Genomic DNA, 17,752 nt, shown 5'->3' with positions numbered 1-17,752 from the left:
ATTATGGGTACTGAAAATGTGCTTCAACGCACTTTTTGTTCGTTGTTTTTTCATAAGTTTACACTTGGTTTAATTTTTAGTTTTAGATTAAATCAGCATTTTAAATTGACGAGGAGGGTGTTGACGCACCTTCCTTTTTTTTTGGGGTTTGATTACTACATTTTTTTTGGTTCGGTTATGGTTATTACTCTATTGTTTATGGTGTAATTAAAAGCTTTATAAGTTTGAAAAGTTTTTAGAACTTGGTCAATATTTTCGTTTTTAAAAGTGGCAGTGATAATAATGCTATTCAAGTCTTCGTAATTGTTTATAATCTGAACATTGTATTTTCGCTCTAGTTTATTGGTAATAACAGCAAAAGAATCATCTATAAACATTAGTTCTCCAGAAATCCAGGCAATATATTTTCGAACGTTTACTGGTTCTACTTTTAATTGTTTGCCCTCAAAATAAACTCGCTCAGATGGTTTTAAGATTACTTCTTCGTGATTTAAATGATCCGATGCAGCCACTTTGCCTTCAACTAAAACCGTATATGTTTTGGCATCGTTTTTATAAGAAGTCACATTAAATTTAGTTCCCAAAACTTTTACATTCATATCACTTGAACTTACCAAAAATGGATGTCGCGGATCCTTTGTTACATCAAAATAAGCTTCACCATTTAGAAATACCTGACGAATCTCTCCTTTGACGAAGTTTACGGGAAATTTTAAAGACGTTCCCGAGTTTAATTGTATGCTAGTGCCATCGGATAAAATCAATTCGAATCGTTTTCCATTGGGTACGCTGATCGTGTTGTAAACCAGTTTTTCCAAATTCAGTTCTCCAGCATAAACGATTTTATTTTTGTGTTGACTTCCAATTACTTTACCCTGGTTATCTGTGATTATTTGTGTATTTATAGGATTAATAATTTGTATACTTCCATTTTCCGATTGTAACGTAATCGACTCTTCTCTCAGAATTGCTTGGGTATCGGTGGCCTTAAAAAAAATATTAATCTTAAACAAATAAAAAGCACTTAAGAATACTATAAAAATTGCAGCATATTTAAAATAAGAGCGAATTCTCGCTTTAAAAAAGACGCTTTTTTCTTCTTTAATTTTTTGTAGAAATTGTTTTTTTGCAGCATCAGTGTTAAACGTTTTTTGGCTACAATTAACCGTGTAGTTAGTCTTTATCAAATCATTGAACACCTTTTGGTGATTTACATCTTGATCAAGCCAGTTTGAAATAGCAATTATATCTTCTGGTGAAGCCTCATTATTTATAAATTTCAAGATTAATACTTCCATTTTAAATTGTGTCATTTGGATTATTTAGCCTATGACGAACAAAAACAATAATACCCTACCATTTTTAGAATATTTTTTTATTAATAGTATTATTTTAATTAATATTACTTTAATTTGCTTTTATGAAAAGTGATCTTTATAGCGATAATACTATCTTACTTCAATCCTTAAAAGAAGGTAATGAAAAAGCTTATAGCTATCTTATGGATGTTTATTACCACAAACTATGTTTATATGCCGACAGTTTGATCCGAAATATTTTTGCTGCCGAGGATATTGTTCAAAATGTATTTCTTAGATTGTGGATACAGCGTGAAAATCTAAAAATTGATCAATCTTTCAAAAGTTTTTTGTACAAGTCGGTTTATAATGAATTTATAGATCAGTATAGAAAAAATCAGTTGCTTACGACACTGGAGAAAAGATATTTTGAAACTTTAAATGCATTTGTTTGGGAGGACAATTCCGACAACTTTGAACAAATGCTTTTTGTTATAAATAAAGAAATTGAAAAACTTCCGCCAAAGTGTAAAGAAATCTTCATTTTAAGTAAAAAAGAAGGGCTGACAAATAACGAAATTGCCGACTATTTGAAGATTACTGTGAAAGCAGTTGAAGCACAAATTACAAAAGCATTCTCAGTGCTTAGTTCTGCTTTGGAGGAAAAGAACAGGGCGTTCTTTTTTCTGATATTCAGTCGTTGAAAATCCTAAAATTATTACTTTGCGGTATTACAAGAAAAATAAGCAAGACCCTTGTTATTGACTGTCCTTCTTCTGCTTTACTAAGTTACTTGTTTATTTACTTATTTGACAATAAACCTTTGCTCGCATACACCATTGTAGACTGGGCCGGTCACTTTCCGGCTCAGAGCTTCCCGAATTTGTTTTTCTGGATATCAATATGCCCGGCAAATCAGGGCTTGAATGTCTCGAGGAGATAAGAAGCTGTGAGGGGGGGCTAAAAGAAGTAAACATTATTATGCTCTCCTCCAGCAATGATCCGCAAAATATTCACAGGGCAATGGAATTGGGCGCTTCATTTTACGCTGTGAAGCCCAGTTCGTTCGAGAAACTAAAGTCAATACTTAAAGAAATCCTTGCTATGGATCTTGCCTGGACTGTTGAAGAAAAGAAAAAGTTTCTTTTACTTTAGGCAGAAGCGCCATTGCTAAATGGCAAAAAGTGATTTGTAGATAAAAATACCGGTCTGAGACCTTCAGCGGCAGTAAGAATGAAAGACGAAGATTAGATATACGGGCCTAAGGGTCTATTTTGTCCTTGTGGTAATCCCTGAGCCATTTTTCGATTTTCTCAAGCAGCAGAATTCTTTTCTTTCCTGTTTTGGGATGAATTACAGTATATATTTCATCATAGATACCACCTGACTCTGGGTTCAGTCCCCATGCTACAGCCTTTGCGACCCTTTGCTGGTCTTCTTCTAGCAGGATCGGTATAACTTCATTGTAGGGTTGGGCGGCAGGGTCATACCCAAACCATTCGATCAGGCGCTCGGAATAGATTAGTCCATTTGACGCCACATCAATGCTCCATGTGCCAAGCTGGGCAAGCTCTACGGCGCCTCTCATGTTTTGTTCGGCTTCCTGCAGCTTGTTTCGAGCAATTACTTCTTCTGTACAGATAACACCATAGATTCTGCCTTTTGCATTGTAGAGTGGCTTGTAGGTGTAATCGTAATAGCCGTAATAGGGCAAACCATTCTTTATAAACATGATACGTGCAGCCGTTTGGGTATGGATTTCTCCCGTACTTAAAACTTTAGTATAGGCCCCGAACAAATGTGTCTCCTTAAGCTCGGGTGCTGCTTCCATGATGGGCATGCCGATAATGGAATCTCCTTTGCCGAATATTTCCAGCATTTTCTCATTGGCCTGGTGCAGGAACATTTCAGGTCCCGTATACACCAGTTTGGCCACAGGGGAGTTGTAAAAGACGGTACGCGCAAATTTTTCACTTTCTTCAACCTTTTGCCTTTGGCTGACCTGCAGGGTATTGTCCATAACCCATACGGCTACTTTTTTTACCTTCCCGGCAGTATCCTTCAGCGGGGCATAAACTAAAGTCATATAAACAGTTTCCTGCCTACCGTTCCTAATCACCTTACGTTCGGCTTCACGGGCAGTGTAAGGGTTCCCGTCAGAAATAGCACCCGCTAGTGCGCTCTCATAGTAGGAGCGTGCTTCAGGGAAAGTATCCCAGTAAAAATTTCCGAGGATTTTCTTGCGCGGTTTTCCGGCCACGGCTATAAAGCTGTCATTTACAATTTCCACTTTAAGTGTCTGGGCATCCAAAACGCAGATGGCCACCGGAGTTATAATGCGGGCTTGAATATGCTGCTGAGAGCTGTAATTTGAAATGCGCAGTAAAAAATAAAGAGCAGAAAACCTGTGTTTTCTGCTCTTTAATATTAATATTCCCGTATTTGTTTAATGATGCGCTGCAGGGTTTCCACGGCAATTTCCTTATCCCTTTCTTCTGCGATATACGCTTTACTGCGCATAGAATCAAAGGAGAGGTTCTTTTTAAAAGGTGTTGAGAGAAACGGCACAATGGTTTTAAAAACCTGGTTCATTGATTTTGAAACAAGGATTTCAAGTTCGTGGCAGGCCTGAAGTATCAGTGCGGTCTGGTCGGTTGATAACTGGCACAGTATTTTTTCTTCTCTGCTTACAGGATTTTGCTGTGAAAGTTTTTTATTTTCAGAAGGAATGCAGAGAGCAGTTTTAAGATCTTCCTTTTTTTTAAGAAAATTAATTTCCTGTTTAAACCAGTCCAGCAGTACTTTCTTTACATTTTGATGGTCAGGATGAAGGGCCGAGGCCGCATTGCCTGCAATTTGGTTAAGCTCTTTAGCATACAGCAGCAGCCATCCAATTCTATCGGAAGCCAGTTCAAATCAGCTGATTTTCATAGATACGGCCCGGGTATAAAAGTTGATAAAAAGTTTGCTGTTGAAATTCATATAAATAGGCGCCTGCATTAAATCGGTATGAATCAGGTCTTCTGTTTTATTTATCTTCAGCGATTCAAGTTCCCCAAGCAGCTCTTTAGAATAGAGCATTTCCCTAAAGGTGACTTTTTTATTTTCTTTAGAAGCAGCAAAGCAGTAAAGGTTATTAAAAACAATCTCTGCAAGCATCTTTTCATCCGGATCAAAATGCATCATGGTTCTGAGTTTATCGATTCTGAGTTTTATTTTCTCATAGGAAACACTGAGATAGGAAACAGGTATTTTGGAATCTAAACTTATAAAACGGGCAAATCTAGACTCCAGAAAATTTAGGAGTTCATCCAAAGCGCTAAGAAGGGCAGTAGTGACTTCCCACAGATCCTTTCTTTCCGTATGGGGGCTTTTATTGATAACAATCGGCTGATCCCAAAGACTGATCAGGGCGGAATGATAATTTTTTACCAGTACCTTAATATGCTTTTCTTTGCTGAGTGAAAAAACGCGGATAGTAAACTATTTTTGGATGAATTGTGTTTGCTGTACAGCTTTATTGATTATGGCTTGAGACTCAAAGGAGGTAAGGTTGCTTATGGCGCTTTTTTTTGGATTTAAATTCAGCGTCACAACGGAGTCCAGCCATTCTAAAAGATAGGTTTGATTCATGTTGCTTCACTTTTAAGTAAATATTATTTCAATATTGTATTGAAAATACTCCAAATCAATGTCTGTACACATTTCAAACCCAGGTGGAATTATTTAGTGATGGTTCAGCCTTTTTCGGTATTCAGATGGAGATAAAGAATTATGCTTTTTAAAAAAATTACTAAAGAAAGAAGTGTTTGCAAATTTTAGTTGGTCAGAGATTTTAAGAATGGTTAAATCACTATTTTGAAGCAGAATCTTAGCTTCCAGAATTAGTGCATTCTCAATGCACTGCTTGGCCGTTATCTCTGTAATTTGTTTAATTGTTTTAGTGAGATGCCCTGAGGATATATTCAGGGCATCCGCGTAAAACTTGACACTATGCTGTTCTCTGCAGTGAATTTCCAGTAATCTGAAAAAATGGACTGCTGTTTTTTCCGTGGTGGAATATTTTATCCTTTCATGCCAGGAAGCTTTATAATAATGGCTGGCAAGTTCATAGAGAAACAGGTTAAAACTCAGCAGGATCAGCTCTTTTTTAAAAACCCTTGAATTAGGCATTAACAGCGTGGAGTTCACTATTTCCAGCAAATCCATCAGGCTCTTGATCTCCTTTTTCTTTATGAAAATTTTAGAGGCATACCGGGCAGTGAAGAAATTAAAATATCCGATATGGGGCCATCTAATACTGTTCTCCAATGCAAATTCTGGTGTAAAAGATACAATCGAAATGCACAATTCCCTGCTCATCAGCAGAATTTCGCAGTCTGACTTTTTTGGAATAACTGCTGATTCGTTAATAAATAAGTGTACTTTCCTGCTGTTGATGCGCATCGCTGCAGCGCCTTTATTTACAAGTAGCACAGTAGAATAATCTTCCGGAATCAAATTCTTTAATGCGCGCTTGGAGGTTATACTTTCCAAAATGCACAATTGAATTCCCTCAGTTTTATAGTTTGATTTTCTAAATTCCAAAGTATTTTTTTTAAGATTAAAGGCCTCATTTTTCTAACTGTATAGTTTTGCGATTAGCGAAACACAGATAAACAGCATATTTGACATCCCATTTATAAATAAGAGATATACTAATTTCCTGACGGAATCCATTTTAAGGGTCTCTGCAAGAGAGATACCTTTTAAATGATCATTAAATAGTATGGATAGGATCAGGTATATGGTTGCCAAATTGAATAGTATCAGAAAAGCATAATAACTGTATACTATCTGTTTTTCAAAAAGTAAAATCCAGTCCATAGTTTCTATTCTGTAGTGTTGCTGCTGAGAATCCCCGCGAGTAGTGATCTGGTAACTGCAGTGGCAGAATTGCTTAAGGCTCCCTGAACGGCGCCGACCCTGTTTCCAACCGAGGTTTCCCAGTCTTTGTCTTTTCTCTCTGATGCATAATAAAGCGAATACCTTGTAATGGCCGATGAGGTAAGGATTATTCTTTTCTCTTCAGCTGAAAATTGCTGGTTATTTGCAACAGCAGCCTCAAAAGAGATGATGGATTGATAAGCGGCATCATAGCCGCTGTTCTGCCAGAGTGCAGCCAAGGACATAAATTCTGACAGGCAGTTTTTTGAACCCGTGGACATCCAGGAATTGGCAATAATCTGCTCCAGTTGCATTTCAGGCGAGTCGACAATGCCTTGTATTTCTTGGAAATTGATCGGATAATAAGAAGGCAGGTTTTGAAGATCGCTGTTCAGAAGTGAAATAGAATCAATTTTACTGCTAATAGCACTTATGGTTTGATCCGAAAAATTACCCGAAAGATAGGCATCCAGTAAGTCATTGTGAATTTTCCCGGCGATGTCATACGCATTGGCGGTATTTTCAGGATTCAGCCCTGCATTCTTTTTTGAATTGGCATCCTTTTTTTTGAAATTAGATTCTGAGTCTTCGCGAGCATAGTCGTTGGTGCATGAAAGGGCCAGTACCGCCAGCATGCTGATTAAAAAGTTTTTCATGATTAAAGTGTGTTAAATGGAATGACTTTTCAGTCAGTTCATCACCCGAGTAAGCAGAACTTTAAAACAGCACGATGCCGTTTTTTTTGCTTTTGAATTCACCGCAAATCTATCATCATCCACTCAGCCCTGCAAACTCTCATCTGTGGATTTTCGGAATTTCACCTATGGATTTTCCGAAAATCCATACCCTGTTTTTTTAAGTTAAGTCTTTGTTATCAATATATTACGTTATATTTGAAGCTCTTTTTTTACAGAATGCTTTACCTATGATCTGAGATCTGAAAATTGTATTAAGGAAAAGCATTTTTTGATAAATATTGTACCATTTTTTAATTATCAATCTATGCTTAAAATACAATTCGGACTTCTTTTTTTGTGTCTGGCCCAGCAGGTTTCGGCCGACTGGAACCCACTGAGATCACCTGATACGCTTTATGGTAAATCCTATGATTATTTATTTGACAGGATTGAAGAATCTGAAGGCAGCAGCCAGCCAGTTTATCTTGCATATTTCCTTGGAAAAGCCAAAAGGGAAAAAAATGAGCAGGAAATCATAAACGGTTATAAAAACTACCTTCATTATTCCGCTGATAAATTAAAACTGGTTTATGCCGACAGTATGATCTATACGGCCAGAAAGTCTGGAAATGATGCGCTGATCGGTTCGGGGTATCTCTCAAAGGGAATTGTCTTTTATTCCTTTAAAGAATATAAGCAGGCTTTAGACCATTATCTTATAGCCGATAATTTTATTTCCAAAACAAATGATGATTACCTAATTTATAAAGTAAAGTACAATATAGCCCAAATTAAATATTACTTAGGGTTTTATGATGAAGCTGCTCCTTTATTTAAGCAGTGCATTGAGTATTTCCACGCGCATAATGCCAGAGGGTATCTCAATTCCTTACACTGCCTTGGTCTCTGTTATAACAGGATGGGAAATTATGGCCTCTGCTCTGAGATAAATGAGAAAGGGATCGAGGAGGGGAGGAGGCTCTCCAATGAGGATATGAAAATGTATTTTATACATTCTGAAGGGATCAATCAGTATTTTAAAAATAATTATGCTGATGCCTTAAAAAATATCAATGCGTCAATTCCTCAGATAATTAAAAACAAAGATTTTGCAAATGAATCTGTGGGCTGGTTCTACCTTGGGAAAAGTTACTGGGCTCTTCACAAACCCGAAAAGGCACTGCCTTACTTTATGAAAGTAGATGGGATTTTTGAAAGTAAAAATTACATCCGCCCGGACCTTAGAGAGAATTATGAACTGCTGATAAAATACTACAAAGGCAGACAGGATATGAGTAAAGAACTTTTTTACATCAAAAAACTACTCAAAGCCGACAGTGTGCTCAGCAGCCGATATGTTTATCTCTCGGGCAGAATACGTAAAGTCTATGATACAAAAGTACTGATAGCCGATAAAAATAAAATTGAGTATTTATTTAATAAAAGAAAGCACAATGACCTTATCTTCAGCGGTGTTGCCATTTTGCTGTTTTCAGGGCTGCTGTATTTTGCCGTAACACATTTCAGGAGTAAAAAAATGTACAAATCAAGATTAGAACAGGCAATGAATGAAAAAAATTCCTTGCAGCCTCGGGTGCAGAGCAGGAACGGAGGAAAAGTCATTGATGATATCAGTAAAGAAACAGTAGCGCAGATACTCAGAAAACTCGATAAATTTGAAAACGATAAAAAATTTCTTTTAAAAGCCTTAAATGCCGGCAGACTTGCGGCAATTACGAGTTCTAATCCGAAATATTTATCCAGTGTAATAAGGAACCATAAAGGGAAAAAGTTTGTAACCTATATCAGTGATCTTAAGATCGATTATATTATTACTTTACTAAAGGAAGATAAAAAAGCAAGAAAATATTCAAATAAGGCGCTCGCTGATGAAGCGGGATTCAGTACTACCCAGAAATTCGCGCAGGCTTTTCATGCCAAAACCGGATGCCCGCCCTCTTTTTTTATTAAGGAAATTAATAAGATGCCGGTTTAGGAATGTTGATTTTAGTAATGAGGCATGCTGTTTTAAGCCTGTGATTTGATAAACTGAAGTGAATTTGAAGCAGAATCATGAGGTTTCTTCAGCAGGCAGCCTCTCCCGCTTTGCACTGCAATCTTTTATGCCGAACCCCGGCAGAAAAGGATTTCCGTTTCAATCGGGGCTAGAAAAATGTATTCAGCTTTTTTAAAAGTATTTAAAAATATGGATAGTTGAGCTGAGCTTTATTAAATAAATTAAAACTATTAAGATGTAATTCATCCTGAATATTTTGCAAGCAGCTATTAATGTTTTCAAACTCCTTTTGATAGATAAATCATCTGAAACAAAATAACTTTCTATTAATACAATTGCTAAATCTATAGCCTGTTTTATAAAAATATTCAATTACAATCTTAATAGCTATTAAATTTATAATTGGTCTAATCTTGCAGGTGGATTTACAGAAAAAATATATATCTTGACTAATTATTTTTTTTACCTATATACTTCTTAGTAAACTCTTCATAAGTTTCTGACGTTTCATTTTTCCAATCAGTAGGTTCTATCAAACTATGTATGTTTATACGTAGAAGTTTCGCTATTTGATAAAACTCCTCAAGGTTTGGTTGCCTTTTATTGTTACGCCATAAAGATATAGTAGATTCTGATTTTCCTAAATATATAGCAATTACTCGGTTCTTAATTTTCTGATCGTCAAAGACTTTTTTTAATCTATTTAATTTCATTTTTAAAAATTTATCTTTAAAAGTTTTGCGTTTAACGTAAAACTTTTATATATTTGTATTTATAATTTTGCGACATAAAATTTTAATTAAGTCTAATACGACTTGATTGATGATGTCTCTCATGAAAGAAAACCGCTAAAATTCCACATGAGAAGATATGAGTTCGCCACTATCTATTAGATTTTACTATTTTTGTACAATATCTAATAGGGCGGACTTCATGTAAATCTTTGTGGACTACAATTTCGATTGTAGGGTTCTTAGCGGTACCACTTTCAAAGTTTTGAAGTTCGCCTTATTGTTTCTCTTCATTACTTTTTTGAAAGACATCGTTCAACTATCATAAAATAAATAATTGATGAGAACGAATAACTTAAAACCCCTTATTGTAAGACCCCCTTAATAAAGGTCAACTTTTTTGTTTTCCCAGTAAAATAAACAGTGAGGATGTACATCATATTAGCTTGCTCTCGTACGAGAACAATTTTTGTAAGCCATCTTAACAATAGCTATCCTATAGAAAACTATAAATAGCCATATAATTACCCCTTTAACCACTCTCTCATTTACACTTAGAATGACCAGATAAAAATCTTTAAACTCGCACTTTAAAAGTATATCCTTTATTTCTATTTCACAACTGAAAGTTTAAAATGTTTTCTAAAATTTTTACAGGGAAACCGTTTGATTAGATTAGCTAACTATAAGATAAATTCTGATGGGTTAATTTGAATTAGATGGAAAATAAACACTCCATACTAGGCTGCTACAAGGAAACGGCGGTGTGGCTTGCAATGATTAACCTTTAAACTTAAATGCGTATGTAATAAACTACTTGAAGCCAAAATTGAAAGTTCAACTTCACTTCAATATAAAATAAAAAGGTCCTCTAACTCTTCTTGGCGGTTGACTAGAGGACCATAGCTAATCAAATCATATTTAACTAACCAATCCCAATATTATGAATTATTTTTCATTTTACAAGGGTGGGAAAGCTCTTTATTGCCTGTTTTTTATAGGGTTCATATTATCTTTCTCATCTTCTTCAGCGCGAAACTCAAATCGGAGTTTCAGTTTTATTTTTCAACAGCATCAAGTTCAGGGTGTTATTACCGATGGCAATGCTCCGCTGCCTGGTGTAACTATTTCAGTCAGAGGCAGAGCAGATGTCAACTCCATAACTGATTATACGGGGCATTATTCAATTTCCGCCGGTATTAATGATACTCTTGCCGTTTCTTTTATAGGCTTTAAAACTAAACTTATTCCCGTTGCAGGGCGGGTCAAAGTAGATATCGATCTTCAGTACGATACAACAACGCTTCAGGAAGTACGCGTTAATGCAGGATATTATTCCGTTAAAGAGAGCGAGCGCACAGGAAGCATTGCACGAATAACTTCTAAAGACATTGAAAACCAGCCTGTCACCAATGTGCTTGCAACCATGCAGGGACGAATGGCAGGAGTGAGCATTACTCAGACCACGGGGGTTCCAGGAGGTGGATTTGATATCAAGATCCGTGGACAGAACAGCCTTCGGTCAGGTGCGAACTCCCCGCTCTACATTATTGACGGCGTTCCGTATGCTTCAGATCCAATCGGTTCAGGGATAACAAATCTTACTTTTCCAACTCTTTCAAGTCCTTTGAACAGCATAAATCCGAACTTTATTGAAAGTATTGAAGTTTTAAAGGATGCCGATGCGACCTCTATCTATGGATCGCGTGGCTCGAATGGCGTGGTTCTGATCACCACCAAAAAAGGAAAAGTCGGTAAGACGAAATTTACGCTGACCAGCTCCACAGGGGGCGGTACAGTTACTAAATTTATGGACCTCATGAGTACCAGCCAGTATCTCGCAATGCGCAAGCAGGCATTTAAAAATGACGGACTTACTGAGTATTCTCCTTGGGATTACGATGTCAACGGAACTTGGGACCAGAACCGCTATACGGATTGGCAGAAAGAACTTCTCGGTAGAACAGCTCAGATTACAGATCTTCAAGGAACGCTTTCCGGAGGGTCTGAAAATACCCAGTTCATGCTAAGCGGTTCCTACCATAGTCAGTCTACCGTTTTTCCAGGTACTTTTATGTATAAAAAAGGCGGCAGCCAGTTCAATTTAAATCATGCATCTGATAATCGGAAATTCAGGCTTAACTTCTCCGCTGGAGTTACACTTCAGAATAACGACCAGCCTTCTTTCGATTTTTCCTATGATGCACGCAGCCTTGCCCCTAATGCACCAAGACTTTATAATCCAGACGGCTCATTGAATTGGGAGAATAGTACATGGACAAATCCCCTTGGAAACCTTAATACGGAATTTGAATCTAAAACAAATGACCTAACAGCCGGTACCGCTGTGTCCTATGAAATAATTCCCGAACTGATTGTAAAGGCCAATTTGGGATATACGAATCTGAATAATAGCGAAACACGTATAGTACCATCCACCATTTATGATCCTGCATACGAAGTTAGTAGTGAAAGGTCGGCCATTTTTCTCAATGATGTAAAAAGGGATTCTTGGATAGCTGAGCCGCAGATCAACTGGAAAAAAGAGCTGGGAACTTCAACGATTGATATTCTGGCAGGGGCAACATTTCAAAGCCAGCGTTCCACACGCCTGCAGCAGTCCGGTACCGGATTTACATCCAATAGTCTTATTTATGATCTGGCTGCGGCTAAAGTGACCAAGGTGCTACTTAGTGATGAAACCCTTTATAAATATCAGGCATTTTTTGCAAGAGTTAACTATAAATATAAACAGTGCTATATCCTTAATCTGACTGCCCGTCGTGATGGATCTAGCCGTTTCGGTCCCGGAAAGCAGTTCGCTAATTTTGGAGCGGCGGGGCTGGCATGGCTTTTTTCAAATGAATCATTTTTTATGCAGAACAAATGGCTGAGTTTTGGAAAAATAAGGACAAGTTACGGAACAACAGGAAACGACCAGATAGGAGATTACCAGTTTTTGGATACTTATTCCAATACAGGTATACTCTATAACGGTATACCAGGACTAGCCCCGAGCAGGCTTTTTAATGCGGATTTTGGATGGGAAACCAATAAAAAGCTGGAAGCAGCTTTGGAACTAGGTTTTTTTGGAGACAGAATTTTTACAACTGTTGCCTGGTATCAGAATAGATCATCCAACCAGCTTGCAGGTGTTCCCCTTCCAGGTTCAACAGGCTTTACTTCCTACCAGGCAAATCTTGATGCGGTAGTTCAGAATAGCGGACTTGAATTTACGCTTCGCACCGTTAATTTTAAAGGGCACGGCTTTACTTGGACCACAAACCTTAATCTTACATTTGCAGAGAATAAGCTCTTAAAGTTTCCTGGCCTTGAAAGCTCTGCCTACAACCAGCAGTACCGTATCGGAGAACCTTTGAACATAAAACTCTTATACAGTTTCAAAGGGGTCGATCCACAGACCGGATTGTACACTTTTGAAGATCTTAACGGGGATGGTGCAGTAACCTTTCCTGAAGATCGTCAGGTCGCAGTTAATCTCAATCCCCAATATTACGGCGGGCTTCAAAACCAGTTCTCCTATAAAGGAATCACTCTTGATTTTCTTTTCCAGTTTATCAAGCAGAAAAATAGAACTTATCCCATGGGTACAGCAGGGATGATGGCTAATCAGCAGCAAAGGAAAACCGACAGCTGGTCAGCTCCCGGAGACAACGCGGATTATCAAATGTTCAGCACAGGCTATGACTTTCCTGCTGTTATGGCAACTTATTCCTATAATGAGAGTACTGCTTCAGTCACGGATGCTTCTTTTATCCGCTTGAAGAATATTTCTATTTCCTATGACCTGCCACTTGATTTAAAGCAGACTCAATGCAGAGTCATCTTGCAGGGGCAGAATCTTCTAACATTTACAAAATACGTAGATGGGGATCCGGAATTTACCTCCTATGGCTTTCTGCCTCCATTGAAAATATTGACTGCTGGAATACAGCTAACCTTTTAATTCGATTACTATGAAAACGATTAACCTTTTAGTACTCCGGTGGTTATGGCTTAGTGCTATAACACTATTCATTTCCTGCGATTCTTTTTTGGAAGTGGAACTTCCAAAAACGCAGCTCACGGCCGTGGTAGTTTTTCAGGACTATCATACAGCGGAGGCCGCACTTACCGATATCTATTCCAATCTGCGCGATTCAGGAATTCTTTGTGGGGATGGGACAGGGATCTCAAACCAGCTTGCCAATTATGCCGATGAAATGGTCAGTAGTGAAAATCCTTCCAATCCTAGTATTTCTTTTTATACAAATTCACTGCTGCCTTCCAATAATTATGTGACAGGATACTGGAATTTTGGCTACCATCAAATCTATGCGGCGAATGCTGTGATTGAAGGAGCAGAGAAGAGCAGCCTGACCGCTTTGCAGAAAAAACAACTGCGTGGAGAGGCCTTGTTCATAAGAGGGCTTATTCATTTTTATCTGGTTAATCTTTTTGGAGATATCCCTTTTGTAGACCAGACAGACTTTAAGATTAATAGGACTGTCAAAAGAATTCCAACCGCGCAGGTCTATGAAAAAATTATTGCTGACCTGCGGGAAGCTTCAGTACTTCTTCGGACGAGTGATACTGACCGAAATAGGGTGCGTCCTGACGCGATAGTAGCCAAAGCGTTGCTTGCCAGAACACTCCTTTATATCAATGCCTATCCCGAAGCTGCCAATGAGGCATCCGCTGTTTTAAATCAAGTGCAGACCTATAGTCTTGAGCAGCCTGAGAAGGTGTTTTTGCGTGCTTCCAGAGAAACAATCTGGCAGCTCGAATCCGGTGGCTCGGGGCAAAATACTGCAGAAGGAGACTATTTTATCTTTACATCCGCACCTCCACCTTATGTGTCGCTGAGTAATTCCTTAGTGTCTTCTTTCTCCCCAGGCGATTTGAGAAAATCATCTTGGATCAAAGGTGTGTCTGATGGTACCACAATATGGTACCATCCTTACAAGTACAAGGAAAATAACCCAACAGCAGAATCTAAAGAATACTCCATTGTACTGAGGCTATCAGAACAGTATCTGATCAGGGCGGAAGCAAGGGCGTGGCAAGGAGACCTTATCGGAGCCAAAGAAGATCTGAACAAAATAAGGCACCGCGCAGCGCTCACTGACACTCCTGCGCTAACACAAAAGGAGATTTTGGATGCAGTCTTCTTGGAAAGAAAACTTGAATTGTTCACCGAAACCGGGCATCGCTTTTTTGACCTTAAACGAACTGGCAGGCTTGATGCCGAACTGGGTGGCATGAAAAAGGGTTGGGACTCATCGGACAGCCTTTTTCCCTTACCGCAGAACGAACTTAGTACGAATCCTAATTTGAGACCTCAAAATCCCGGATATTAAAACAAAACATTTATTATGTTAAAAGTAATATTTACCAAAAGTTGGGGCTTCCCTCATTTTACTTTGGTGCCTATTTTAGAATTTTTATTTTTATTTTTTATTTTGCCATTAGTAGCCTGTCCTCTCATGGGGCAGGTGGTGCAAAAAAAATGCCTTTCGCCGTCAGAATATTCTCTGTGGGGAGAAGTGCATTTAGATAAAATTTCTTATGATGAAAAATGGACAAGTTACAGGAATACCTATGAAAATTCGCAGGATACTCTCTTCATACAAAATATTGTAACTGGGCGAAAGTTATCTGTTATTGGTGCAGAAAAAACACTCTTCACAAGTGGCAATTTTTTCATCTATAATAACACAACAAATCTGAATATTCTGAATCTGAAGACCCTAAAAACAGAAACTATTCCTAAAGTAAAACAGTTTCTATATGACAAGAAGACTGATAAGCTCGTAATTTTTATAGGCGATGCCCAGGAAAATGGTACACTTCTGGTTAAACCGTTGGGAAAAGCAGGCGTAGTTAATTTTAAAGGTGTGTCTCAGCTTGCCCTAAGTCCCATAGGAGGTAAAATAGCGTTTACCGCTTCGACCCATTCAGGACATGCTATCGCAGTTCTAAATCTAGAACAGTTGAATAATGTTAAATGGATCGCAGATAGCTCAGAGCAGTTCATCGGCTTGACTTGGGAGGATAATGGCAAAGCATTGGCTTTTTTACGCCAATCGGCAGATCAGAATATAAATGCATTGGGATTGTATGTTCTGTCGGCGGAAAAGTCGTATGAACTAGATCCAAACTCATGTTCTGATTTTCCACAGAAGTCCTCAATATATTTTGATGCGTTCACGCCCATAGTAATCTCGAGTGATCTGAAGCGTGTTTTTTTTGCCATAAAAAACGAAACAAGTTCTTCAGAGGACGGGTCCCCGCAAAAGGTCGAAATTTGGAATTCAAATGATAAACGGGTCCGTGCACAGGAAAAATATGCAGGCCGTTTTGACGCAAAACCTAAAGTAGCGCTGTGGAATCCGAACAGCAATCACGTCAACCTCATTACGTCAAACGAGCTTCCATTACTGATGCTCAGCGGAGATATGAAATACGCTGTTTTATCAGATCCCGATCAACATGAGCCACAATTCAAAGTGGAAGAAATCAGAGATATCTATGTTATGGATCTCTCCACATTTGAAAAGAAAATGGTTTTGGAAAAATATGTATATGTGCCTTTGGAGCTAAATATTTCTCCTTCGGGGAAATATTTTTCGTATTTTAAGGAAAACAGCTGGTGGGTTTACGATTTTGTATTAGGAACTCATAAAAACGTATCAGAAAAAATTGGTGTGAAATTTACCGGTAAGGCTCAGGAACTTGTCCCTGAATCTGCTTACGGGAATCCTGGATGGAGCCTGAATGACAAGGAAATTCTTCTTTATGATCAATTTGATATTTGGGCGGTCAGCCCGGACGGAAAAACTTCTAGTAGGATTACAAAAGGCAGGGAGTCCGGTATTAAGCTGCGTGTCGCCAAGGCGTCCAATGGGAAAGGGCTGAAATTTCTTTTCGATGGTCTTGTGTCTGAGAGTTTTGATCTTAGTGAAGAGTTGCTGCTGCGTGGTAGCGGAAGTGATGGCAAGACAGGTTATTTTAAGTGGATGAGCGGTTCGCGGCAAAAAGCTCTTACATACGGCGACTACTATACCGATGATCTAAATTACAGCCCAAAAAAAAGAACTTTTTTTTTCAGGGAACAGAAATTTGACAGTCCGCCACAGCTATTGAGCAGCTCAGTTTCGGGAGACAAAAAAAGTTTTTATAAAAGCAATTCTCATCATAAAAATTATTTCTGGGGTAGGTCGGAACTGATAGAGTTTGAGAATGCTAAAGGTAGAAACTTAAAAGGTGTTCTGTTTTATCCAGCAGAATATGACCCGAAAATAAAGTATCCAATGATTGTGAGTATTTATGAAAGCCAGTCACGTGAACTGCATATTTATGAAAATCCAACTTATTATAACGGAGCAGGTTTCAATATCACTCTGGCAACAGCAGCTGGATATTTTGTTTTTTTACCAGACATACATCTTGAATATCAAAACCCCGGACTATCTGCAGCGGACTGTGTTATTTCAGGAGTCAAAAAAGTAATCGAGAAAGGAATTGTAAAGCAGGATAAGATTGGACTTAGGGGACACTCCTTTGGCGGCTTTGAGAGTGCCTTTATCATATCGCATACCGATCTGTTTGCCACAGTGATAACAAGCGGAGCTATTACAGATCTGTTCAGCGACTACCATAGCCTAGGTCCTCGTGCAGGAATTCCTGAAATATGGAGATATACTACAGAACAATATAATATGGGCAAATCTCCCTATGAAATCCCAGAAATGTATGCTGCCAATTCCCCTATAATTCATGTGCCTAAAATAGATGTTCCGGTACTTTTATGGACAGGTGAAAATGACCCTCAGGTAGATCCTCGTCAAAGTTATGAATTTTATCTTGCACTAAGACAGCTGCGGAAAAAAAGTGTTATGCTCATTTATCCCAAAGCTGGTCATGTCCTGATGAAACCTGACCAGCAGAAGGATGCTACGGTTCGTACTTTAGAATGGTTTGATTATCATTTGAAAGACAATCATTCCTACTCTTGGATTGCCGATGCAATGAAATAGGTATCCTTATAAATAAAAAAACAATGCAGTTCCGTAGGAACTGCATTGTCAATTAAAGAAGCAT

The 17,752-nt window shown here is 38.2% G+C and carries 13 protein-coding genes; 6 read left to right on the top strand and 7 right to left on the bottom strand.

The features are described from left to right. Positions 1-155: 155 nt before the first annotated feature. On the bottom strand, positions 156-1,313 hold the full coding sequence (locus tag ACQKCJ_RS12545) for a FecR family protein (protein WP_427402110.1): 1,158 nt from the start codon (positions 1,311-1,313) through the stop codon (positions 156-158). A gap of 107 nt (positions 1,314-1,420) precedes the next feature. On the opposite strand from ACQKCJ_RS12545, the gene ACQKCJ_RS12540 reads away from it, so the two are divergent. Continuing rightward, complete coding sequence (locus tag ACQKCJ_RS12540) at positions 1,421-2,002, top strand: RNA polymerase sigma factor (protein WP_271335333.1); 582 nt, start codon at positions 1,421-1,423, stop codon at positions 2,000-2,002. Positions 2,003-2,129: 127 nt separating this feature from the next. Beyond that, a complete protein-coding gene (locus ACQKCJ_RS12535; RefSeq protein ID WP_427402116.1) occupies positions 2,130-2,453 on the top strand; it encodes a response regulator in 324 nt (107 codons plus the stop codon). A 106-nt stretch (positions 2,454-2,559) separates the two neighbouring features. Here the strand turns inward: ACQKCJ_RS12535 and ACQKCJ_RS12530 are convergent, their stop codons facing one another. The 5 genes from ACQKCJ_RS12530 to ACQKCJ_RS12510 form a co-directional block, all read right to left on the bottom strand. Then, positions 2,560-3,624, bottom strand: a complete 1,065-nt coding sequence (locus ACQKCJ_RS12530) for a PAS domain-containing protein (RefSeq protein WP_427402109.1) — start codon at positions 3,622-3,624, stop codon at positions 2,560-2,562. A gap of 101 nt (positions 3,625-3,725) precedes the next feature. Next, positions 3,726-3,890, bottom strand: coding sequence for a hypothetical protein (locus tag ACQKCJ_RS12525; RefSeq protein ID WP_271335335.1), 165 nt, complete (start codon positions 3,888-3,890; stop codon positions 3,726-3,728). A gap of 324 nt (positions 3,891-4,214) precedes the next feature. Further along, on the bottom strand, positions 4,215-4,484 hold the full coding sequence (locus ACQKCJ_RS12520; protein ID WP_271335336.1) for a hypothetical protein: 270 nt from the start codon (positions 4,482-4,484) through the stop codon (positions 4,215-4,217). Between the two features lie 540 nt (positions 4,485-5,024). Then, the gene (locus ACQKCJ_RS12515; RefSeq protein WP_271335337.1) at positions 5,025-5,885 is read right to left on the bottom strand and encodes a helix-turn-helix domain-containing protein; all 861 of its coding nucleotides are present in this window, start codon (positions 5,883-5,885) and stop codon (positions 5,025-5,027) included. 284 nt (positions 5,886-6,169) lie between these two features. Next, positions 6,170-6,880 carry a hypothetical protein gene (locus ACQKCJ_RS12510; protein ID WP_271335338.1) on the bottom strand — a complete coding sequence of 237 codons (711 nt, stop codon included), beginning with the start codon at positions 6,878-6,880 and terminating at the stop codon, positions 6,170-6,172. 346 nt (positions 6,881-7,226) lie between these two features. Between ACQKCJ_RS12510 and ACQKCJ_RS12505 the strand changes: the two genes are divergently transcribed. Next, positions 7,227-8,897 carry an AraC family transcriptional regulator gene (locus ACQKCJ_RS12505; RefSeq protein WP_271335339.1) on the top strand — a complete coding sequence of 557 codons (1,671 nt, stop codon included), beginning with the start codon at positions 7,227-7,229 and terminating at the stop codon, positions 8,895-8,897. A 470-nt stretch (positions 8,898-9,367) separates the two neighbouring features. On the opposite strand, the gene ACQKCJ_RS12500 is transcribed toward ACQKCJ_RS12505, so the two are convergent. Then, complete coding sequence (locus ACQKCJ_RS12500) at positions 9,368-9,631, bottom strand: helix-turn-helix domain-containing protein (protein ID WP_271335340.1); 264 nt, start codon at positions 9,629-9,631, stop codon at positions 9,368-9,370. A 961-nt stretch (positions 9,632-10,592) separates the two neighbouring features. Between ACQKCJ_RS12500 and ACQKCJ_RS12495 the strand changes: the two genes are divergently transcribed. From ACQKCJ_RS12495 to ACQKCJ_RS12485, 3 genes are read left to right on the top strand one after another with little or no spacing between them, the layout of a single operon-like run. After that, on the top strand, positions 10,593-13,616 hold the full coding sequence (locus ACQKCJ_RS12495) for a SusC/RagA family TonB-linked outer membrane protein (RefSeq protein WP_427402108.1): 3,024 nt from the start codon (positions 10,593-10,595) through the stop codon (positions 13,614-13,616). Between the two features lie 10 nt (positions 13,617-13,626). Beyond that, complete coding sequence (locus tag ACQKCJ_RS12490) at positions 13,627-15,009, top strand: RagB/SusD family nutrient uptake outer membrane protein (RefSeq protein ID WP_427402107.1); 1,383 nt, start codon at positions 13,627-13,629, stop codon at positions 15,007-15,009. A 15-nt stretch (positions 15,010-15,024) separates the two neighbouring features. Then, a complete protein-coding gene (locus ACQKCJ_RS12485) occupies positions 15,025-17,688 on the top strand; it encodes a S9 family peptidase (RefSeq protein WP_271335343.1) in 2,664 nt (887 codons plus the stop codon). Positions 17,689-17,752: the final 64 nt, after the last annotated feature.

It is taken from the genome of Flavobacterium sp. NPDC079362 (assembly GCF_050267765.1).
GTDB classification, from domain to species: Bacteria; Bacteroidota; Bacteroidia; order Flavobacteriales; family Flavobacteriaceae; genus Flavobacterium; species Flavobacterium azizsancarii.
This window is presented reverse-complemented; position numbering and strand designations above follow the sequence as displayed.